Source organism: Lapidilactobacillus luobeiensis (genome assembly GCF_024345205.1).
Lineage (GTDB): Bacteria > Bacillota > Bacilli > Lactobacillales > Lactobacillaceae > Lapidilactobacillus > Lapidilactobacillus luobeiensis.
Genome location: NZ_BROC01000002.1, coordinates 58307 through 80476, shown reverse-complemented (window position 1 = coordinate 80476; position 22170 = coordinate 58307). Strand labels below are relative to the sequence as shown.

Genomic DNA, 22170 nt, shown 5'->3' with positions numbered 1-22170 from the left:
ACCTCTCCTAACTCCGCTAAAAATCCTACTAAAGTGCCCGAAAATGATAACGCCACGACTGAAAATCACCGCTGGCCACTGGGCGGTACAAGCCTAAATTCATCAGCTCGTCGCCGCCATAGACTTGCCGCGTCGCTTGATCTTGATACTGGCGCTGTGGATCCAGGCCCACAAACTTGATCAACTGAAAGGCTGGTTGGGCCTGACTCAACTCGCTGAACGCAAAGGCCAACATTTCCGAGCGATCCGCCGCCACAAAGGACCAGGCGCAACCCGCTGGCGTTTCAGGTGCGCTCAGCCGATAAAAATCACCTTGTTGCACCAAAGCACGGTATTGTTGATCCGTGGCGATCTGCACTTTGACTGCCTGCTTCTCGGCCGGCGTCAATTTGGTCAGATCCAATTCATAGCCGAACATCCCACTCATCGCCACATCGCCACGCAGCGCCATTGAGGTCGTGCGTCCGGTTTGATGATTAGGGACGGCGGAAACATGGGCGGTCATCAGGGACGGCGGATAAACCAGCGACGTGCCCCACTGGATCGCCAACCGCGCCACCGAGTCAGTATTATCGCTGGTCCAGATCTGCGGCATGTAATAGGCCATGCCGGCATCAAAGCGGCCGCCACCGCCAGAACAGCCTTCCCACAGGATCTGGGGAAAATTCTGAGTCAATCGTTCCAGTAAGGCATACAGGCCCAACATGTAGCGATGACTGACCTCACCTTGACGATCCGCTGGTAAGGCGTCGGAGAACAGATCGGCGAAATGACGATTCATATCCCATTTCACATAGTCGATCTGTCCCGTTGCCAAAATCGCCGCCATTTGTTGGTAGATATTCTCGCGAACTTCCGCCCGGCCCAAGTCTAGGACGAATTGATCGCGACTTGGCGCTGGTTGGCGATCCGGTGCGGCCAACAGATAATCTGGATGGGCGTGGTACAGCGCCGAATCCCGCGAGATCATCTCAGGTTCAAACCACAGGCCGAATTTCAAGCCCTTTTGATGAACATAGTTAGTGAAATGAGTCAGCCCTTGGGGAAATTTGCGTTGGTCCACGACCCAATCGCCTAACGAGGAGCGATCGTTATCGCGATGACCAAACCAACCGTCATCGAGCACGAACATTTCTAAGCCTAATTCGGCGGCTTGATCCACGATCGGCCGCAATTTCGCTTCATCGAAATCGAAGTAAGTCGCTTCCCAATTGTTGACTAGGATCGGCCGCGGTCGATTCTGCCAAGGGCTGCGCACCAATCGCTCCTTGAGCAGATGATGATAAGCTTGACTCAAGCCATTGAGACCTTGATCACTGTAGGCGAGGATCACTTCTGGGGTCTGAAACTGCTCAAGTGGCGCCAATTGCCATGAGAAGTCAGCCTGATTGATCCCGGCCACCAACCGCAATTGGCCCAACTGATCTTGTTCCAATTCTAAGGCGTGATTACCAGAATAAACCAACTCGATACCATAAGCCGCGCCTTGATTTTCCGTCGTTGCCGGTGTGACCAAACTAATGAAGTTACTCATCTGATGACTGGTAGCGCCCCGACGACTGGCAAAACTTTTCACGCCGTAGCCGATTTTCTCCCGTTGGACTTGCCGTTCCCGAACATGGGCGCCAGGCAAGGAGATCACTTCGAGATCAGTCGCCGGAAAATCCAATTGAACCGAAGCGATTTTGTTCAGACGGACAGGCGTTTGACCTTGGTTGCGCACCAAGACCGCACGAGTAATGATCGGTCGCTGTCGATAAATCGTGTAACTTAGATCTAAGGCCACCTGACTGGCCGAATCCACCAAGGTGATCACCAAAGTTGCCGCCTCAGCCTGATCCTGAACAAAGGTCGCGGGCAAGCCGGCTAATTGCGGTTTCCCCGCCAGGATCTGATACCCTTGATAAACAAAGTCCGTCGCCTTACTGCCATTGGCTTGGTAGATCTCTGCGGCGGGGATTCGATAATCACCAGCACCACTACTACTGAATTCTTGGGGCAAGGTATCTGGGGAAAAGCGCCGATCTTCTGCGCCAGGTAAATTCCCGGAAAAGCCGCGATCGCGGCGGGGATAACGGCGTTGACCATGATACTGGGCCACTGCCGGACCAAAGTATAAATGACTGAGGAGGCCAAAATCCTCGATTGCCATTAAGTACGAAATTTGTTGATTGTGTAAGTGGAACAGACCCTGCGTCTCATCAAACTCGATCAAATCGTTCATGTTTATCCTCCAAAATAGCTGTAAGCGTTTCATTCATTGGCTTAAAGATAACATCTTTCCTTGGTCAGACCCATAGCAATTCTTGCTGAAAATATGGCATAATGTAGACAAGACATTTTGCCATGGATTGGAGCTAAAACGTGATGAACATTGATTATCGTCAAATAAATCTTGAACATTTTACCTGCAATATCGACTTTTATGGGCAAGAGCAAACTTTGCCGAATTACGCTTATTCTGGTAATAATATCCGTCAGGATTTTGTTTTACACTATGTCTTGTCTGGTAGTGGCCAATTTGCCAGCGCCGGTCAGCGGACTGTCAAGTTACAGGCTGGCGATATTTTCTTACTTCCGCAAAAGATCCCTTGTTTTTATCAGGCCGCCCCGGAGGACCCCTGGCACTATTTCTGGATCGGTTTCTCTGGCGTCAATGTGGCCGAGATCTTCAGCCAAAGCGGTTTGGCTGACCGTTATTACCTGCGCCAAACGCAAACAACTAACTTTCAAAAATCATTGAACGCCCTTTTTGCGACTTTACATCAGCCCCAATCTTTGAAAAATCGTTTGGCCGCCGAAAGTTTGATGTTCCAAACTTTTTCTGACTTGTTGACCGACTTTCCTAGCAAACAGGCGGCGCTGAAAACCACCGCTTGGCTGAAATTTGGCGCGGCCCGGGACTACATCGACCAAAATTTGGCTCAAGGCTACAATATCACCGATGTTTGCAACGCGCTACACCTATCCCGTAGCTATTTGTACACGCTTTTTCAACAATATTTGACACTCAGTCCGCAGCAATATCTGGTGCAAGCGCGGACCAACGCGGCCAAGAACCTATTATTGACAAGCGACTATTCCTTAGCCTTGATTGCTGAGGCAGTGGGTTATAAAGATCAATTCGTTTTTTCCCGCGCCTTTAAACGGGCGACTGGGCTCAGTCCCCAAAAATTCCGGCAGCAACGACAAACCTGAGGTAACTGGACCGCGCGCAAATCAGTTAGATCGTGGCACGGCGACCGTGCCTCGTTGGATCAATTTAAAAGGCACCAACTCGGATGTGATCACCGTTTTAGTCTGCAGACTGGTGATCATTTTTTGCGCGGCGATCTGACCCATTTGATAGAAAGGTTGCGCCACAGTGCTCAATGCCGGCGTAGCCATCGCCGCGATCGCGGAATTGTCGTAGCCAAGAACAGACAGCTCACGGGGGATCTCGATCCCGGCCTGATAGCAGATGGAGATCACGCCTAAAGCGGTTTCGTCACTGACCGCGAAAACTGCAGTCGGGGCCACTTCAGGTCTCGCAATGATCGCCTGCATCGCCTGCTGACCGGCCGCAAAGGTATAGTCCCCTGTAAAAATCAAATTTCGATCTGGTCGCAACTGCGCTGCCGTGAGCGCCGCTTCATAACCGGCGATCCGCGGTTGCCCGGCGACGAGATCACTAGGATCGACACCGGCCAAGGCAATCCGTTGATGACCTTGCTTGATCAAAAAGCGAGTGGCGGCATAGGCGGCCTGATAGTCATCGACCTTAACATAAGGGAGCTGATCGTCAGGAGCTTGTGCAGACAACAGTAATAATGGCACGGCCAAAGCCTTGATCTGGGTCAAGTCAGTTTGATTTAAATTGATCGAGACCCCGATAATACCTTCAACACGCCGTTCGACCATAAAATTCAGACTTTCCAATAACCGAATATTACTGCTCCCTGCGTGGGTCAAGATCACACTATAACCAGCCTGATAGGCGCTATCTTCAATACCATTGATGATTTGGGCATAAAAAGATGTTGTCACTGTCGGCATGACGATCCCGATCGTTCGGGTCGCTTGTTTGACTAAGCTCACCGCGCTGTCATTGCGACGATAACCGATTGCTTTAGCCACGGCCAAAACTTTTGTCGCGACCTCAGGCCCATAGCCGCCCAATTGGTTAAGTACACGCGAGACCGTAGCGGTAGAAACGCCACTGATCCGGGCAACATCTTTGATCGTTGCGCGCAAATTATCACCTCCACGTAATTGTTTTCGTTAACATGCTTGCCTATCCTAATGGTTTTTAAAACAATTAAGGTAAACGTTTACGTAAAAAGCGTATCACGCTGTTTGCTCCTTGTCAACGATTATTTTAAGCGTTTTCACAGTGGTGCCTATCCTTATTTCATTAAAACCCCGGCAGATTTTCATTCGTGCTCTCGTAAAACAGATAGGTCCTGCTGTCAGCAAACTATTGAAACATGGTATACTAGAAAGCAAGTATTTAACGTGAACTTTTTTGATTGTGAGGTCATTCGATGAGTGAGAGTCAAGATGTCAATCAGCGTCTCAGTGACGCGATCTACGGGACGCCGCAAACTTTGCCAGATCAACGGCGTCAATATATGGGTTCTTTGCGCGAACGTGTTCTGCTCGAGATCAAAGCCAGTGATCTATCAGATGAACGCACTTTGAAACTCTTTCAAACACATTTGGCTGATTTTGCCGATGAGGACACTAGCGCATTGGTCAATGGCAAACTAGATCATCAATTGGTCGGTCCTTATCTGAAAGAGCTGGCCATCGCGAATTTCCCTTTTACCTTGGTCAATAAACCGGAGACCCCTGCCGATGAGAAAAGTGAAGCTGTCTTACTTGTGACTAGGTCCGCAGTCAATCGCGAAACGGTTGATATCCTAGCGCTTTACCCATTAAAGCCGTTCACCCCAACACCCAAGCCAGCAAAACCAACGAAAAAATCTGGTTTTTTCAAGCGCCTTTTTTAAACAGGACCAGCAGTTAACACTGGTCATTTTCAAAGTAGTTACAATTTTGTGACACGGTATTTTAGCAAGGAGGCGAGAACGTGGCGCAACAGCCCCTAGCCTGGCGAATGCGACCTCGTGATCTTAGCGAAGTCGTCGGTCAGCAACATCTGGTGGCTCCAGGCAAGATCATTGCCCGAATGGTCGTCAGTAAACAATTAAGCTCCATGATCCTTTATGGTCCACCGGGAACAGGCAAGACCAGCATCGCCAGCGCGATCGCCGGCAGCACCAAATACGCTTTTCGTAAACTCAATGCGGCGACCGATTCCAAGAAGGAGCTCCAAGCAGTTGCCGCCGAAGGTAAAATGAGCGGTACCGTGATCCTACTTTTGGATGAGATCCATCGTCTGGATAAAACCAAACAGGATTTTTTGTTGCCTGAACTTGAAAGTGGCCGGATCATTTTGATCGGCGCCACGACCGAGAATCCTTATATGACGATCAATCCAGCGATCCGCAGTCGGTGTCAGATCTTCGAAGTCGATCCACTCAGCCCCGATGACATCAAGATCGCCTTAAAACGTGCTTTAACTGATCGGGAGCGGGGACTGGGCGAGTTGCCGCTCAAGATTTCCGAGGCCACCTTGACTTTTGTGGCACAACGAACCAACGGCGATCTCCGCTCAGCTTTGAATGGCTTAGAATTGGCCGCCAAGTCGACGCCAGCCGATCCGAAAACCGGTGTGATCGACCTGACAATGACTGATTTGGAAGAATCGATCCAAAAGAAAAGTTTCTCCCATGATAAAGATGGTGACGCTCATTACGATGTGATCTCCGCTTTTCAAAAATCGATCCGCGGTAGTGATACCGATGCGGCGCTCCACTATTTAGCTCGGTTAGTCACCGCAGGCGATCTACCGATCATCATGCGCCGCTTGATGGTGATCGCTTATGAAGATATCGGGCTTGCTAATCCTGGCGCGGCGGCACGAACGGTCACCGCTTGTCAAGCCGCCGAACGCCTAGGTCTGCCTGAGGCCCGGATCCCACTGGCGGATGCTGTGATCGAGCTCTGTCTTTCACCGAAATCAAATTCCGGGATCACTGCCATCGACGCGGCGATGGCTGATATCGCCGCAGGTAAAGGCGGTCAGGTCCCCCGTCATTTACAAGACGCTCATTATGCCGGCGCCAAAAAGTTGGGCCATGGTGATGGCTACCAGTACCCTCATGACGCACCAAATGATTGGTTGCCCCAACAATATCTACCCGACACTTTAGTCAACGATCAGTATTATCGACCCAAAGCGAACGGCAAGATCGAAACGGCGCTGGGCGAGCAATATTATCGTCTGCGAAAGGCGCAACAGCAAGTCTTGCATGCAATCAAGCCTAAAAAATGAACCGCTTTCTAATTGCATTTACCGCTTAAACATGGTAGTCTTAATTATGGAATTTCTAAGGTGTTCGATTGATTCAACTTTATGTTGACCGATCAAGTAATTAGACATTAAAGCGGCAAATAACTATTCGGTGTGCCGGCCACTTGTTGGTTAGCCTTGACTGTTAGTGCTGCCGCTGACGCGTTACACACGTAGCGGGTTCAACTATTCGAATCAGCCTCCGGCACCACTAGATTTTCTCAAAGTATTGCTTACTTTGTTGGAGACCAGCTCAGCTGGTCTCTTTTTTGTTACAAAAATTTGTCGCCGTTAGCTAGACAACCTGCTATACTACTACTATTGAAGTTATTTTCTAATCATCAGACAGCGTTCAACCGAACCAAGCCGACCGACTGACTGGATTCACTGATTATCAGGTCATTATGGTCGGCCCATGTGCGTGGTGTACGCTGCACTGAACGATCATATTCAAAAAGATCAAGGAGAAATCATGCAAATCGTAATGATCGTGGCAATGGCGATCTTCATCGCCCTGTTACTTGTCTTAGCAATCTATTTATTATCCCATCTCAATAAAGAGTTTTTGATCTATAAGCCAGTAAGCAGTCCCCGGATCCACCAAGCCATGTTGGTCACCGGGATCTTATTACTTTTGATCAGCGCGATCGGTGTTGTGATCCTTTTCGTCGCCAGCGCTAAAACTAATTTGATCACCTTGGTCGCCGCTAGTTTGGTCGTAGCTGGCTTCGCGCTTAGCCTAGCCCTCGGTAACGACTAACTGCTAGTCGGCACCTCACTGCGACGCTGATTCTGTTGAAATAAGTCCGCCGACCTAGTCGCTGCCGCTTCGCCCATAATTTTTTTCAGAAGCGAGATTTTCTTCTGGGTTCTTTGTTACGTTATATCTGAAAGCTGTGCTGATCAGCGCAAAGACCGGTGATTTTAATCAATGCTTTTTTTGGATAAATGCGTTAAACTAGAGTTAACAAGTAAAGTGTCAACGAAGGGAGTGCGGGATCATGTTGCAACAATATCACCGAATCCAAGTCGCAATCGATGGGTCAGCAGAAGCTGAATTGGCTTTCCAAAAAGCGGTCGAGATCGCCAAACGGAATCAAGCCGAGCTCATGTTGGTCCACGTTATTGATACGCGGGCGTTTCAAAATGTATCAAGTTTCGATTCAGCTATGGTTGAAGAAGTTTCAGAAACAGCTAAAAAGACAATGGCGGAATATGTTACCACTGCTCAAGAAAATGGTCTTGAGCAGGTCAAATTCTTCATTGAATACGGTTCACCTAAAACGATCCTAGGTCGTGAATTTCCTAAGCGTGAGCAAGTTGATCTGATCTTGATCGGCGCGACCGGTCTCAACGCTGTTGAGCGGATCCTCTTAGGCTCAGTTACTGAATTTGTGACACGCAATGCTAGCTGTGATGTATTGGTAGTGCGCACCGATTTAAACAATCGGCCCATGGTCACTCCGAAAAAGTAAATCGATCAAATTAAAAAAGCTGGTCATGATCGTGACCGGCTTTTTTGTGTGCTGATTATGATTTGACAACGAGCTCATAAGCTAATCGGGGCGCGTCTGCGGCCACCCAGATCTGACCACAAGCTTGATAACCCATTTTTTTGATCAAGGCGCGCATCGCTTGATTTTGCGCGTGCGTATCGATCCGAATGGATCCTAGTTTTAAGCGCTGAGCTTGGCGCTTGGCAAAGTCAAAACCTGCCGCAGCGACCCCTTGATGCGCCGCTTGTGGGCTCACGGCGATTCGGTGGATCACCAGATAATCATTGGTCGAAGTCAACCAAGCGCCGGCGATCTTTTGATAATGTGGATCTGGTCCTGCTAATAAAGTCAAGGTCAACAATACTTGATCGTCAGCGTTGACGGCGACCCAAGCGGCCTGCTGACGCAGATCCTCACCTAAGACCGTCGCGTCTGGATAACCATCTTGCCACTGCGGGATCCCCTGCTGTCCCAATCGTTGCTGGGCGGCCTGAATGATTGCCAACATCGCGGGTAGATCACTTGTTTGCGCTTGCCGAAATCTAATTGGAGCCCCTGATATTGCCTTCATAAATAACCCCATTCCAATTCATTTTATGAATTTGTTGAGCACATGGCCTATTGTAAAGAACGAACGTATTTGACCAGTTTTTCCGGCGCGTCTGCGACCTGCAATAAACCAGAAAAATAATGGGAACGATTGTACCACTGCGACCAAAAACGGTAATCACCTGAGTCTGGATTTTCTGGTAGCCGTTTTACCCAAGCGTGTAATAGGCCTAGTAGATAGTCTAAATAAAAATTCTCCTTTTCGACCAACGCCACAGTCGCCATCGCAAAACGCTGGTCCTCACCAAAAGCAAAGGGCGCGGCAGCCTCTTGATAGCCCACCAAACAGGCCGTCAACAAGAATAACTTTTGCGCGCGCGTCAGTCGACTATTGGCAGTTTCTGCTAAGACATTGCCCAAATGGGTAAACGCGTGGGCCCATCCTTTTTCAGGTACATAACCCCGGGGATCGTGCTCCAAAAGCGCGTAGGTGGCCACCTGCTGGATCACTTGCCAATATTGTGTCTTCGTCAACACGCCGCCATAGATCCGGTCGGCCACCAACAAAATCGAGATCAACAAAACCGCTAACGAGCGACCAAAGACTGCATCGTTCTCAGGCTCTAAAATATGATTGAATAGGATCTCGTCTTGACTCAAATAAGCCAAGCAATCCCAGATCTGTTCCTTGGCGAATACTTCCCGACTCATTAAGCCGCTAAAGGTGAAAAAGATCCCGCGATCGCGGATCTGTTCATCGAGGATGCCGATATTCTCTAGCATGATCCCCAGTTCTTCATCACCGATCGTGGCATCTTGACCCTGATCGATCACCCGGCTGGTGACCGCCTTGATCGTTTTTTTGATCTCCGCTGGATCGGCATCAGTCTGCAATCGCAACGGGCTACGTCGTTGACGATATTGGACTGAACCTTTCAGATCCAATAACTGATCACCTAACTGCTCGAAATTTAGGCCTTGATTAAATTGTTGAAAAATATCATTTAGGGCCAATTTGACCCGTGCTACTTCTGAAATCGCCACTCATGTCCCCTACTTTTCTTGCGTTTGTGTGACTAATCGTTCAAAATCCAAATATTGCTGGCAAAAACTCGTCAAGCGTGCCAAATCACCGCGGTCAGCATCCTGATCGATCTTTAAGACAGCCGTCGCCCGGAGCGCGCCTAAGTGATTGAAGACCTGATCAAAATAATCCAGCGCACGACCAAAGTGTTGGTGCTTGATCGAGCCAGAACCAGTGACCGCATAAACTTTTCCCCGCAGATCTGCTGTCTGCAATTCATCAAAGAACGTCAGGGCCTCATCTGGGATCTGGCCATCATGAAAAGTGTAACTGATCATGATAAAACCTGATAATTTTTCCAAGTCGCTGATCTGGACCTGTTCCACATTGATCAAGGACACGGTCTGACCTAAAGTGGTAAATTGTTGCTGCAAATATTCCGCGATACGGCGATTATGACCAGTGCGACTAGCGTAGATCAAGCCTATTTTTTCCATACTGACTCCTCCTCGAAATAAGTTATGGGTCGATCGATCAAGATAAACATCGTGAGTCTATTTTAACACGAAGCGCGCGAACATAATAGCGCGGCAACAGTCAATAGGTTGACGCTCAGTGAAAAGAAATTTGGGATGATCAGAAAAAAATCAAATTTGTTCTTCCCTTTTTCTTATTTTCTGGTAGAATAAATAGTGTTGTTGCCGCTGTGGCGGAATTGGCAGACGCGCAGCGTTCAGGTCGCTGTATCCTCACGGGTGTACAGGTTCGACTCCTGCCAGCGGCATTTTCAACGATATTTTAGGTAGATTTAGCAAATCAATTTTTGCTTAAAGCTTATTATATCAGCATTTGTAGGACTTCTAATTAATTTTAGAAGTCCTTTGTTTTTTTCTCAGTTGGACAAAAATTGGACAAATTTCATTTGATGAATTCGCAAACAGAATATTATTTTGAATAAAACAGTCGCCGTCTTACCCTTTGTCTATTAACGATTCTCTCTCAGAGCTTGTTTTTTAAGTAATAAAAAAACATAAGTCGGATTTTCCATGTAACCAGAATTGGACAAAAATAAGCCCACCTCAAAATGAGATGGGCTTTTTTTCGATTAATCGTGGTCAATTACTGGAACCAGACTTGCAGTCGATCTAATGGTTCGCCATAAAGACCGGCATAGTCATTAAGATTTCGAACTGTGTCTAGCCACCCAGAACGCATCGTAGTCTGAGATCGATAGTTCACTGTTTTGCCGTTAGCGCTAATCTGAACGCCATCGATCGCCTTACCAGGCAATCCTGCGCAACCATTGACCGTGTCGTTTTTGTTGCTACCAGTAACCCAAGGGAGCCAGCCACCCCCAAGGATGTGTACACGATATTTGCCACCGGTTGAAAGCTTAAGCGTGAGCAAATCGTGTTGATGATTTGGCAGACCTGCAAAGCCCTCACTGTTGCTATTATTGGCGTTGGTCACGTCTGCCAACCAGCTTCCACCTAGAACATGTAGACTGTATATGGTATTTGACGTCGATGCTGGCTTAGGTGCTGGTTTAGCAGGTACCGTCGGCTTTGCTGCAGTAGACCCTATGCCATTTTTGATATCGGCTGCGAACTGAGCCTGATTGATACCAATACCGGCCAGATATGCGTACGGGTCTTGATGGTCAGTGCCACCATAATTGGCCGAGACCCATTTGTGGGTTTTAATCCCTTTTGTGTTGCCATCGTCCAAGTTAAGTGGAATGTCGTATTTGACCGCGTACTCGCGGATTGCTGAAATATAATTTTTGTAGGCTGCCAACGCTTTAGTCTTATCAGTATATTCAGCGAGCTCGATCTGGAAAGGCGAATACGGATTAGCGTTCACACCGGCGCCCCAGGCAATATAAGGCGGCTCGCCAATAATGTACACACGATCAATATCGGCGATTGCATGTGTATATGCATTGCCGAAGTGACCATGCATATAAATCGCTTCATTTTTACCTGTAGCGTCAGGATTTGCCGTTGAATGTGCAATGATGATTCGTTTGACGGCAAGCCGAGTTGAGCCTTGTCCATTGCCCAACTGGTAAGATCTGTCGTAATTAACCATACTAATTGCCTCCTATAATTGATTTGACGGCGTCATATCCGCCGGCGGCCACCAGTCCGGCAATCATGCCATCTAGCCCTGCAATCCAGACGTTTTCGAAGGCGCCTGGCCACGCAAAACTAACGAAAAGTCCGACAAAAGCACCCACTAACATGGCAATCAGCGGCAACCAACGATTGTCTAGTTTGGTCTGTTTGACTGCCCAAACGATTAGGCCAACCAAAATCGCAATCATGACGATGGCCGAAGCGTTTGCTCCTTGAATTATTTCTATCATTGTTACTCCTTGTCCCCCGGTTTACGCCGGGTTAAATTATTTTTATCATATAAAAACTGGAGCTCGGCATCATGCCGCTCCAAGCGGATGTCATGGCGATCCAGTCGGTCGTCAAAGCGGCTGTGATCAGTCTTGCTAGACTCGTGCAAGCTGTTGATTGACCGGCTGAGATTGCTGAGCTCATCACGTAGCGGCTTGACTGCCACCTTGTAAATCGCCGTGATCAGTGCGCTACCGATGGCGATAATGCCACCCCATTCGGCAATCGTGAAGCCCAAAAACAAATGCAATACTCATCAACTCCTTCCCCAGATATCAATTTCATTATTGAGCTTCAATCAGGTTGTTTTTTTGAGTCTCGGTCATCATTCCTGCCGAAACAAAAATATCTAGCTGATTTTTTTGGTAAAGACCCATCTTATAATACTGTGCAATGTACTGATACATATTAATTGCCCCCTTTTAGTGTTGCCACCTGTAACAACATTTGAGAATTAAACACGGCCTGATCAGACTTGTCCTGCGCTATTTGTGCCAAAACACTCGCATTGATCTGATCTTGCGTGGTTGGATCTGGTGTGGACTCAGGCCGACCATCATTATTTCCAATCCATCCAGAATCCGTCCAAACGTGATTGTAAAAGCCGTCATTCTCCCAACCGTTTTTGTATTCCGCAGTTTCACCAATATCATCAGCGACAAGCTGTGTTTCACCAGTCGGATTCCCGACCTCATCAATTTTGTACTGTAATTTCATTCCTTTTCTCCTTATGCTGTTTGCCAAAAAAAGTTGATTGCAAATTCATCCGCGACAGCATTTGACAATAAAATGATCATCCTAGTTTTATCTTTTTTGATCTGAAACCGACATCTTGTATCAGTTGTCGGCGAAAATGCCGAAAAGAATCGGTATTGACCATCATCCTGAATCGAATACATAGTCGCGGGAATCGTGAAAAAATCAACCGCTTTTGACGGTACGACAGTGGCCGTGAAGTGAACAGTCCCGACAATGTTGACAAGATTGCCAAACTTCCTTGCATACAGGTTTCCAACGGCATTTGTGGTCGATAATTTGACCCAACCTGTGTCCGCTAATGCTGTCTGCTTTCCCGTGTTCAGATTTGCAAAATTGCTGTCGATTGCCTCCGGTCCTTTTTCCATACCCGAAAATATTTTTGTTAATGCCATTTGTTTGCCTCCTCAATTACCCAAAATAAATAGCCTTAGCACCGCTAAACGCGCCAAAACTACCATCTTCTAACTTATTTAACATTGTGCCATCCGCAAAGTTTGCATCGCTGCTCGTCAACTCGACAATGCTACTGCCATTGGCCGATGTAATTACCTTCGCAGATAGATTTTTCTTGTTTCCACCGCCGAACATACCAGCGGGCTCTTTGCCGATTGCCAACAAGCCTAAGCTATACTCTTGATAGCGCAGTGTGATCACCGCGCCAACTGTTAGCATTTGGGGAATCTTGAACTGAATTCCCCGCGTGGTCACAGCTAGACTGACTTTTGGCGATTCACGCACGCCGTTAGACGCGACAACTCCAAAAGTGTAGCTGGTCAGCGGCTTCAGGTCAGTTGCAGTGTAGGTCGCGACGTTACTGACCGTTGCCAGAACTGTTGACCCGTTGTAAATCTTGAATTGCATAGGAACACCTCCTATGCAGTCGTCCAATTAAGCACAATGCTTGTTGTTGTAACCGCACCTTTAGTCAACGTCTTAATCGATTTAAGTGCCTCATAAACCGTAACGGTAATTGCGGTGGATGTGACTGTACCGAGTGTTGCGGTAATCTTGGTTGTCCCAACACCAACAGCAGTTACGGTCTTACCGGAAATGGTAGCCACTTTGGTATCGCTCGAGGCAATGGTAGGCGTACCGCTTGTCTGATTTGTTGGAGTCACAGTCAAGGTCAGCGCACCAGTATCGCCAACTTCCAACGCAGTCTTATCGAGCGACAGAGTAAGACCTGTCACTGGGATAGCAGACGTCGCCACAGTCAATAATGTTGACTTGGCAGACTCACGCAAACCATTCCATGCTGTCACCGAAAAGTAATACGTTGTGTTCGGCTTCAGACCCGTTACTGTATACGTCAATGTATCAGTAACAGTCCCTATTTTCTTGACATCACTATTATCCGATTTTGTAGCTTGATAAATATAATAATCCATAATTTCCTCCTTGCGGTTATGCACCTGTCTGCCAGTCAAGCTGACCTGTTGTCTCAGTTAGTTGTGTAAAAGACACCTCATTTGGGGTGGCGGGTACATCGTTGATGCCGCCACTAGTCGATCCACCTGATGTGTCAGGATTGTCTGTATCAGTCACACCCAAATCAAAGCGTAGTGTCCGATAGCCATCGATGATATACCAACGGTTATCTGCTGGCTGATAAACTGGATCTCCTATCAGCTTAAATCCAATTGGCAAATCAATCTTGACCTTATCGGCATCTGGATAACTCACAGTTGACTCAATTGTCTTGCTGGGTGTTCCACCAAAGGTGCCATCTGGGCCAGTTCCCAAGCCATTTAGCTCAGTGCCTAGAGCGTATTCATAATAAACAACTGTTACGGTCGGATTTCGACCTAAGCCATGATTGATTGTGACTGTATATCCAGCCGGAGCTAATAGTGCCAGTGCCTGTTCGATATTTTCCAACCGTAAATCCAGAACTCCAAATGGGCCATAAATACTTGAGTCACGCGCGTTAATGACTTCGCTGTCCTGAGTAGCTTTAGTAATTACATCGATAAACTGCTTCTCTAGGCCTGTTTGGCGTTTCTCAACGTCGCTTTGCCGTTGTGCGACTGCAGTTTGCTTGCCTGTCAGGTCAATTTTGAAGGCTTGCTGATCATCGCGAAGAAATTCTAGTGCGGCTAAATTAATTTCAACCCAACGCGCCAAAGTTTCGCGCACATCAACGCCGTACATTTTCGAGCGGATAAAGGCCGCTAACTGTTCGGCTAGCGGCTCAATATTACCGGGATCATATTCCTGTTTTTCCGGGATGTGCTCCGGATCGCGATAATCTGCCTGGCCTTTCACCTCTGCCATTTACTCACCTCATTTCTTTAGATATTGTTCTTTAAAGCGTGTACTTGGATTAGTATTCATGTCTAATCCTAACGTTGTAATGCCAGCCAGCTTGCCACGACTCGTATATTGCCACAAGTCATATGGATAGGACGGCTTATAGTTGGTCGGAATATTGCCGTCATTGGCGCCATAAGTTGGCAGCCAAATCGAACCTGCCCGCGAAACATTAAGATTAAAGCTGCTGTATAAGTTGTTGGCGATATACAGGACGATCTTGCTATCCGGTATCCCCAACGCATTGAGCTTGTTCATGTATGCTTCAACGCCGCCCCTCATCAGACTAGCATTGCCACCCATTTCAATAGTTTCGACATCGATGGCATAAAATCGTGGTTGTACTTTCCCAGCAACCGCCTGTTGCGTACGATTATAGAAATTAATTGCCTCTTGTTCAGAATCAGCAATCGATTGACCACGGAAGAAAGCATATACAGCATAATTAATTCCTAAGCTAGTAATGTCAGCCAAATAGGTCTTGTAGTTAGGATCAATGAACGTTGATCCATCTTGCACTCGAACAATTGCCAATGCTAACCCTGCATTTTTGGCGGCCGACCAATCAATTACATCTTGATAATAGCTCACGTCGATAATTGCGCCTTCGTAATAGCCGCCCGTTATTGCGCTAGTGTTTTCAAGAATCTTTATCCTGGCAAGCAAATCTGCTACGGTTTTATTATTACTTGCTTGATATTGCTCGCTCTCACTAGTTATCATCAACAACCTTGCATTTTGTCGTTTTACCACATTTTGAATGTTTGAAAGTGATTTAATGTTGTTGTTTATTGTATTGTTATAATTTTCCTGTCCAACAACACGATCTCCAATAGTTATCGTGTTTTGATCTGGATTATTAAGATTTAACGTTTGTTGGCTAATTCGCCAATTACCCTTAACGGACATGTATGGAATGTCAACCATATACGAATTTCCATACCACAAATCATCGATACCACCATTAGCGAGAGTTAAGTCAATTACCGATAACTGGAGGTGGATTGTTGCAATTTGCTGTGCTAATAAATATTTTTCGCCCAATTTTTTCAACTCACTTGGAGTTTTAGCATCATCAAACTGCTTAGTTTTAACTTGAATACCAAATTGGTCAATCAATCTTTGATTACGCAAATAAAGACTGCCATCATTGACAGAAGAAATATTCATATTTGGTGTGATTTTATCGCCATTCGAGCTATCAATAACTGGTCCAAGTGGCTTAAGAACAGTAAATAATGCCGTAGGGTCGATTGAGCGCGCGGCAGCCAATAAGTTATGATCAATACTGATTATTTGTGAAGAATTCCCACCAAATGACTGCTGTACATCAAGAAAAAGAAAACCATGGTTATTTCGAATCTTTGACTCGAACCCAGACATAACCAATGAGCTTATATTGTTATATGTATCATCGTTCTCATCCGTATAACAATATTCAATAGGTTTGTCCTGACCAAAATCAACATTTCCCAACCTAATATTTTTATAGCTTTCAACCTGATTGTTATGGTTATCAATCAGCGCTTTTAATATCTGTCGCCTTGATTGGTTAGTGAACTCCTGAAAAGGCTGGCTGCTGTCATGCAAAAAAGCCAAATATGACTCGCAAGTAATACTCTTGTACAGCATCCCTGTATTATCCAAACTATCACTTGGTAACAAGACTCGCCCTTCAAAAATGTTAGTTTTTTTATGAGTATTAACAACTCTAATTAGAGTCGTTAAATAATTGAGTTGTCCATATCCAGGATTGAGTGGATAAATATTAAAAGTGAATGTGTTAATGTCTGCAGTATCCAGCGTTACTACAGCCTCACCAAGTTTTAAACTATTTGTTTTAGCGCTGTGAATTAGTTGCTCTTTTCCTGTCCAAGATTGACGAATCCAAACTTGATACACTAAATCACCTCCCGATGCCATCTAATATCAATGTTGGCCTCACCCAAAACGCTAATACTATTTTCACCGGGAACAAGTACAAACTCCGTGTTTTCATTTCTTCCAAGCGTTATTGGGTATTCTTCATCGTTAATTTTGATTGTAGCAGTAGCATCTGAAATAACTTGAAAAACAACATCAGCAACACCGGTATTAATAAGTATCGTTGATGAATGTTTTTTTGATAGATGTGTATTCTGCGCAACGTCAATTTCAAAATTGAATGTATCCCAAACATCATCAAATTCTGCTCTATCTTTAATTCGAAATGGGTAACACTGCCATGCTACTTGTATTGTTGCTTGATGGTAACCTTCTTTAAAGATTGGTGCCTCCTGAACCTCTGCTAAATAATGCCAATCATCCATAACATCATCCCACAATGGTAATTTTGATTTAGGTTGCATCAACCAGTTGATAACCTTTGTCCACATGATGTACTGTCTTTCTGGTGTCCACATCCCAGTATCAACCAAAAAAGTTTTATTAATCACTCTTTCAGAAAATGTCGGACCGTACAAGTTGGAGAGATCAATTATTCTGTTCGATCCAATAGGCGTAAATATTGTTTTATTCTTAGTTGGCATCCCAATTGAATCATCAGTTGATTCAAGTAGTCCAAATTCTGTTGTATGATGTCCATTAAAGGTCATCCCACGATAAGTTCTAGATACTACGTTCAATACTCAGCCCCCTTTCTACTAATCCTTGACGTCTTAATTGTTGAGTGGAGATACCTGGAAGAAGTTTTGCAATTAGTTGTTGAACGTTGATTTCATCGCCTTTTCCGGCTAACGCTTGCAAAATTGCAGTCGTATTTCCAACCAGATTACCCACCAGACCAATTAATTGGCTCACTTGGTTTTCAAGTTCAGTATCATGGTCATTACCACTAACGTTAATCTGGCTCTGATTTTGCCGATTGATATGGTTCACTGCCTGACCCAACAGTTGCCATGATCGTGATGCCTTTGAAACACTTAAAGGCATTATCATCTCTGGGCCTGCCTCACCGCCAATATGCATTGTCTTTCCAGTTATGCCTAACAAAGTTGGTCTATCTAATAATCCCCCATTTGCATGCCACTCGACAGAAACATGTGGTGTTTCATGTTTTTTAATCCAATCAATTGGATTAGCGCTACCCGAAATGGAAAAATGCGGTAAAGGGATATGTGGCCAAGAAATTTTAAAATCAAATAGTCCCTTTATTTTTGCAATTGCTGTAGCAACCGCACTACGCGCTTTTTCCATTGGACTAGAGATTGCATCATGTACTCCCTGAAAGACGCTCGAGGTTGTCGTTTTAATTCCAGACCAACCATTCTTGAACTTTAACGCAACCCAATTTACACCTGATTCAGTTACAGATTTCACTTTACTCATTCCAGATGAAGCCTTGTCATGAACTCCTGACCAAAAACTCCCCCAGCCTTTATTAATTTTAGACCAGAAACTATTCCATGCCTTTTGTGCTTCTCTGTTTGCTTTAATCTGTTCATTTTGTTGCTTCTTTTGCTCTGCCACATTCATTTTTCGAACGCTATCCCACCATCTGCCAATCTTTGTTGACATTTTATGGGCATCCCAGCCTAGACCTGCTAACCAGTCCTCTGGCTTCTTTTTAGTTGATTTATTCCAACCGTCCATAAATTTCTTTGAACCTTGGCCACCCCATTTTCCAATAAGACCACCAATTTTTGTACCAACGGCTGCGCCTAGCGGACCACCAAAGAACAGTCCAATGCCACCACCAATTGCTTTGCCAATACCCGAACCATATTTCTCAAATTTTTCTGTTTTATTTTTTGAAGTAATGGCCGTATATATATCAACGCCCGCATCCACTGCTATTCCGGCACCTGCTAATCCAGTACCAATTTTCCCGGCTGTTGACAACCCTTTTAGCCCGCCAGCCGACTTAATTGATTGCCCAATACCCTTGAATGAATCTCCAGATGTCAAACTTCCAAGATTATCCTTTAGTCCACTGAGATCAAGACCCGTCATCTTCTTTAGATTAGTGTATACACTGTGAATTGCACTACCAAATCCAACCACCTTTTTTGTCATCCAAAGTCCGGCCAAGACTGAACCAAACGCCCTTATTCCAGATTTGTGCTCAACCATCCAGTCCAGGATATCCTTAATCTGTTTAAGGGGATCACGGGCTTCTTTGCCGCTTTTCGAGGTATTGCCAAGCAACTGATTGATTGTTGACAGAGTCGCCTTGAACACATCCCAAACACCAGACCCCAGTGCTTTAACAATTTCCCAACTATCCGAACCGATTCTCTTGATATCAGAGGCATGATCACGTAAATACGTAAACATAATGTCGATGCCCGAATTAAGCTTCTCGATTGATGCGTTCAGTGAGTTAACAACACTGTTTGCAGCACCCTTACCATCGCCCATGAAGGCGTTAATCGTCCCATTCAAACCATCCGAAAAGGTCTTGCCCAGAGTCTTAAACATGCCCGACGTTTTGCTGCTAGTAACCCAGCCTGAGATTGTTGCCATCACTGGGTTTTGCGCATTCAGTAATGGCTTGGTGATTTCTCCCATTAACACTGGCATTTGACTCTTGATAGTTCTTGTCATACCAGGAATTGTTTTCCCAAAGTTCTCGGTCGCGGCACCATACTGTTTTGCTGTATCTTGCAGTACCTTTGACATAACTTCACTGCTAATCTTTCCGGCACTCATCAGATCATTCATTTGCTTCATAGACATCTTATGATTACCGGTTATCTGCTGCTCTGTTTTCAATAAATTTGTTCTCAACACCGGAAAAGTATTAACAAAAGACATCATGTCCTGCGCGCCGACTTTACCATTGGCCAACATCTGGGCAAATTGGGTTGAAAAATTCATAACGGCATCATCAGATTGTCCAAATGCATCTTGCAAAGTCAGGACGGACTGCGTTAATTCTTTAGTTTTATCTGCATTCTTATTAATTGCAAAGAATTTCTGATTCATACTGTCAACCATGTCAGTTGAGTTGGCAGCTGATACCGCCATTTGGTTGGTCATATCAACCATCTTCTGACCTTGCTTTGCATTTCCGGTCAGTGTTAACCAGGTAGCATTCATGGTTTGCTGGGCAGTGGCGTATGCCATCGCGCTATCCTTTGCGCTACCGATTGCGCCCGTTAACTTTGACCAACCCGACTGAATAACATTCGTAATGAGATTTGCGCTAAGAACTGATTTGAATAGTGAGTGGGTTTTTGCACCCTCCTTATTCATTCCGGTAATAGCAGTCTTCATGCGAGTGAATATCGACGGATTAGCCTTTTTCATTTCATCATTGAGGTTATCCATGTTATTTCTTGCTTTGGCCAAACTTGCGGCTGTTTCGTTAACACGTACCTTTTGCTTGGCGTAAGCACTACTAGTCTGACCAGATTCGGTGGCCACCCTTGATAATTCTTTTTCTTGTAGTTGCAACTGCTTCGTCAAGTTTGTAATCGAATTCTTATATCCACTTATTCTTGCCTTATTTGCCTCGGCGGTTTTCCCTTCGGCTTGCAAGCGTTCGACATATGATTGACTGACCCGACTCGTTTCACGATAACTGGATTGCAACTTGGCCAACCCGCTATTCTGATACTCCATTGCGGATTTTGCTCGTTCTTGCTGACCTTGCATCGATGCGAGCTGTGTCTTGGCCTTATCAATTTGTTCTTGATACTTTAGATAAGCCTGAGCAGTTTCTTTGGTGTTTCCTTGCAGCTCTGACTGTCGCTTTTTAAGCAACTCGATTTTCTGTTCCTGATTACCAATTGCCTTTCCAAGACCGTCATATCTCGTTTCGGCCGCCTTAACACTTTCACCAGTGCTCTTAAACATCGCTTCCTGAGATTTCCACGCCGATTGTGAGCTTTTAACGGCGCTGGTCAATCCCTTGATCGATTGAGTTGCTCCCATTAAATCCAAGGCGATCTTCGTACTCATCTCTGCCTGTATTTTCTTGACCATTCATTTCGCCCCTTTTGTTCACAAAAAAAGGGATAGGCGACTTTGGTTGTCGTCTATCCCTTCTGCACCTGCTTCATTAATTCTAATGGATCTAACTGTCGATCTTTCTTCTCTTTTGCATTAAACACTTGCATCAATCGATAATAATCTGTCTCATCAAATTGCTCAGTCGTCCAATGCAAATTAATAATGACATCTTTCGCATATAGATCAAAGTCTTCAAGCTGGTTCTGCAGTTCCCAAATCACCTGACCTGGCGCTACTTTTTTGGGCATCGACTTCTTGTGCCTTCTTCAAGTCCTCATCTGACATGCCATTCATTCTGGCAATGATGTAATTAGTTATTTCGATTGTTTCTTGATATTCCAATTCTTGTAATTTCTCATTTTCTTTATCCGTTAATTTCAATATTTCCCGAATAAAATCAAGCATCATATCGAGTGTGGCCAGTACCTGTTTATTTTGTTCGATCCAGGATGTGTCCTCGTCCATGTCATCAAACTTAGCCAAACTTAGTTGTGTTTCCAATGCACTTCGCATATTTCGATTAGATAGTTTCACTTGATAACTTTTATTACCTAATTGCTTTACCTTAATTTTCATTATTCTTCTCCTCTACTTTTTGATAATACCAGCTGTGAGAATCGAACTCACATTAAACCATTGCTGGCACAGTCTTTACTTAGTTACATCGCCATCACTTGATTCAGTTGTGGCGACATATCCGCCAAATACCTCCTTCAGCATCATCGCTTTGTCAAACTTGTCATCAATATCCGAGTAAATTTTATAGGGAACATTGCCAAAGGCCACGCAATCCAGCGCAGTATATGTCGGAGAATCGTCGACTCGGTGTTCATTGTCATCATCTGTCTGTAGGTTTTTTTCAGTCTCTTTCCAAAATCCATTACCAAATGCGTACCAGACACTATGCTTACGATCAATTGTCTGACTTTCAAGCAACATTGCCACATGCTGCTTGATTTTTTGATCTGTCCAGCCACCATGCTCATCACTGACTAGCCCTTTTAGTCGTTGACTGATGATAAAGTCGAGATTATTGATATCCAGCGCAACGCTCGGTGCAGGAGTACCGGTTGAAATATCTTGAGTTGTATTATTGCCATAGATCTTAGTCGTGCCACCAGTAAGTCCAGTAATATTTGCTTGCTTAGTACCCAAATCCTTATTATTGATGTAATATAATCCATCATCGGAGAGACCTTGTTCTCCCTTCAAGAGTTGTTGTCGCTCATCGACCAATGCAACAGTCACAAGCTTAATACCTACAATTGCCAT

Annotated in this window: 24 protein-coding genes and 1 tRNA gene; 6 read left to right on the top strand and 19 right to left on the bottom strand. The window is 45.4% G+C overall.

The window, feature by feature from the left end; all coding sequences use genetic code 11:
* Positions 1–28: 28 nt before the first annotated feature.
* Positions 29–2224 (bottom strand): alpha-galactosidase, encoded by a 2196-nt coding sequence (locus tag OCU21_RS01370; RefSeq protein ID WP_261805703.1) that lies wholly within the window; start codon positions 2222–2224, stop codon positions 29–31.
* Between the two features lie 143 nt (positions 2225–2367).
* Between OCU21_RS01370 and OCU21_RS01365 the strand changes: the two genes are divergently transcribed.
* Positions 2368–3198, top strand: coding sequence for an AraC family transcriptional regulator (locus tag OCU21_RS01365; protein ID WP_261805702.1), 831 nt, complete (start codon positions 2368–2370; stop codon positions 3196–3198).
* 21 nt (positions 3199–3219) lie between these two features.
* Here OCU21_RS01365 and OCU21_RS01360 read toward each other — a convergent pair whose 3' ends face one another.
* Positions 3220–4233 (bottom strand): LacI family DNA-binding transcriptional regulator, encoded by a 1014-nt coding sequence (locus tag OCU21_RS01360; RefSeq protein ID WP_261805701.1) that lies wholly within the window; start codon positions 4231–4233, stop codon positions 3220–3222.
* Positions 4234–4523: 290 nt separating this feature from the next.
* Here OCU21_RS01360 and OCU21_RS01355 point away from each other — a divergent pair, with 290 nt between their 5' ends.
* The 4 genes from OCU21_RS01355 (at position 4524) to OCU21_RS01340 (ending at position 7872) form a co-directional block, all read left to right on the top strand.
* Positions 4524–4991, top strand: a complete 468-nt coding sequence (locus tag OCU21_RS01355) for a DUF1694 domain-containing protein (protein ID WP_261805700.1) — start codon at positions 4524–4526, stop codon at positions 4989–4991.
* A gap of 107 nt (positions 4992–5098) precedes the next feature.
* On the top strand, positions 5099–6379 hold the full coding sequence (locus OCU21_RS01350; protein WP_261805795.1) for a replication-associated recombination protein A: 1281 nt from the start codon (positions 5099–5101) through the stop codon (positions 6377–6379).
* 490 nt (positions 6380–6869) lie between these two features.
* Positions 6870–7157, top strand: a complete 288-nt coding sequence (locus OCU21_RS01345; RefSeq protein WP_261805699.1) for a hypothetical protein — start codon at positions 6870–6872, stop codon at positions 7155–7157.
* A gap of 241 nt (positions 7158–7398) precedes the next feature.
* Positions 7399–7872 carry a universal stress protein gene (locus OCU21_RS01340; protein ID WP_261805698.1) on the top strand — a complete coding sequence of 158 codons (474 nt, stop codon included), beginning with the start codon at positions 7399–7401 and terminating at the stop codon, positions 7870–7872.
* Positions 7873–7927: 55 nt separating this feature from the next.
* Here OCU21_RS01340 and OCU21_RS01335 read toward each other — a convergent pair whose 3' ends face one another.
* The 3 genes from OCU21_RS01335 to OCU21_RS01325 are packed head-to-tail and all read right to left on the bottom strand — an operon-like array spanning position 7928 to position 9963.
* A complete protein-coding gene (locus OCU21_RS01335) occupies positions 7928–8464 on the bottom strand; it encodes a GNAT family N-acetyltransferase (protein ID WP_261805697.1) in 537 nt (178 codons plus the stop codon).
* A 47-nt stretch (positions 8465–8511) separates the two neighbouring features.
* Complete coding sequence (locus OCU21_RS01330) at positions 8512–9486, bottom strand: DUF2785 domain-containing protein (protein WP_261805696.1); 975 nt, start codon at positions 9484–9486, stop codon at positions 8512–8514.
* Positions 9487–9495: 9 nt separating this feature from the next.
* Positions 9496–9963 carry a flavodoxin domain-containing protein gene (locus OCU21_RS01325; protein WP_261805695.1) on the bottom strand — a complete coding sequence of 156 codons (468 nt, stop codon included), beginning with the start codon at positions 9961–9963 and terminating at the stop codon, positions 9496–9498.
* 203 nt (positions 9964–10166) lie between these two features.
* Here OCU21_RS01325 and OCU21_RS01320 point away from each other — a divergent pair.
* Positions 10167–10250: transfer RNA gene (locus OCU21_RS01320), tRNA-Leu, on the top strand.
* 335 nt (positions 10251–10585) lie between these two features.
* On the opposite strand, the gene OCU21_RS01315 is transcribed toward OCU21_RS01320, so the two are convergent.
* The 14 genes from OCU21_RS01315 to OCU21_RS01250 form a co-directional block, all read right to left on the bottom strand.
* On the bottom strand, positions 10586–11557 hold the full coding sequence (locus OCU21_RS01315; protein WP_261805694.1) for an N-acetylmuramoyl-L-alanine amidase: 972 nt from the start codon (positions 11555–11557) through the stop codon (positions 10586–10588).
* A 1-nt stretch (position 11558) separates the two neighbouring features.
* On the bottom strand, positions 11559–11834 hold the full coding sequence (locus tag OCU21_RS01310; RefSeq protein WP_261805693.1) for a phage holin family protein: 276 nt from the start codon (positions 11832–11834) through the stop codon (positions 11559–11561).
* 2 nt (positions 11835–11836) lie between these two features.
* A complete protein-coding gene (locus OCU21_RS01305; RefSeq protein ID WP_261805692.1) occupies positions 11837–12124 on the bottom strand; it encodes a hypothetical protein in 288 nt (95 codons plus the stop codon).
* 34 nt (positions 12125–12158) lie between these two features.
* Positions 12159–12281: an XkdX family protein gene (locus tag OCU21_RS01300; RefSeq protein ID WP_261805691.1), complete on the bottom strand. Its 123-nt coding sequence runs from the start codon at positions 12279–12281 to the stop codon at positions 12159–12161.
* A gap of 1 nt (position 12282) precedes the next feature.
* Positions 12283–12591 carry a hypothetical protein gene (locus OCU21_RS01295; protein WP_261805690.1) on the bottom strand — a complete coding sequence of 103 codons (309 nt, stop codon included), beginning with the start codon at positions 12589–12591 and terminating at the stop codon, positions 12283–12285.
* A gap of 11 nt (positions 12592–12602) precedes the next feature.
* On the bottom strand, positions 12603–13025 hold the full coding sequence (locus tag OCU21_RS01290; protein ID WP_261805689.1) for a hypothetical protein: 423 nt from the start codon (positions 13023–13025) through the stop codon (positions 12603–12605).
* Between the two features lie 16 nt (positions 13026–13041).
* Complete coding sequence (locus OCU21_RS01285) at positions 13042–13494, bottom strand: fibronectin type III domain-containing protein (RefSeq protein WP_261805688.1); 453 nt, start codon at positions 13492–13494, stop codon at positions 13042–13044.
* A gap of 11 nt (positions 13495–13505) precedes the next feature.
* Complete coding sequence (locus OCU21_RS01280; protein WP_373875446.1) at positions 13506–14021, bottom strand: Ig-like domain-containing protein; 516 nt, start codon at positions 14019–14021, stop codon at positions 13506–13508.
* Between the two features lie 16 nt (positions 14022–14037).
* Positions 14038–14907, bottom strand: a complete 870-nt coding sequence (locus tag OCU21_RS01275) for a hypothetical protein (RefSeq protein ID WP_261805687.1) — start codon at positions 14905–14907, stop codon at positions 14038–14040.
* A gap of 9 nt (positions 14908–14916) precedes the next feature.
* Positions 14917–16845, bottom strand: coding sequence for a GH25 family lysozyme (locus OCU21_RS01270; RefSeq protein WP_261805686.1), 1929 nt, complete (start codon positions 16843–16845; stop codon positions 14917–14919).
* Positions 16845–17567 (bottom strand): hypothetical protein, encoded by a 723-nt coding sequence (locus OCU21_RS01265; RefSeq protein ID WP_261805685.1) that lies wholly within the window; start codon positions 17565–17567, stop codon positions 16845–16847. Before OCU21_RS01265 ends, OCU21_RS01270 begins: the two co-directional genes overlap by 1 nt.
* Complete coding sequence (locus OCU21_RS01260) at positions 17551–20871, bottom strand: tape measure protein (RefSeq protein WP_261805684.1); 3321 nt, start codon at positions 20869–20871, stop codon at positions 17551–17553. Before OCU21_RS01260 ends, OCU21_RS01265 begins: the two co-directional genes overlap by 17 nt.
* Before the next feature lie 219 nt (positions 20872–21090).
* Positions 21091–21474 carry a phage tail tube assembly chaperone gene (locus tag OCU21_RS01255; RefSeq protein WP_261805683.1) on the bottom strand — a complete coding sequence of 128 codons (384 nt, stop codon included), beginning with the start codon at positions 21472–21474 and terminating at the stop codon, positions 21091–21093.
* Positions 21475–21549: 75 nt separating this feature from the next.
* The gene (locus tag OCU21_RS01250; RefSeq protein WP_261805682.1) at positions 21550–22170 is read right to left on the bottom strand and encodes a phage tail protein; all 621 of its coding nucleotides are present in this window, start codon (positions 22168–22170) and stop codon (positions 21550–21552) included.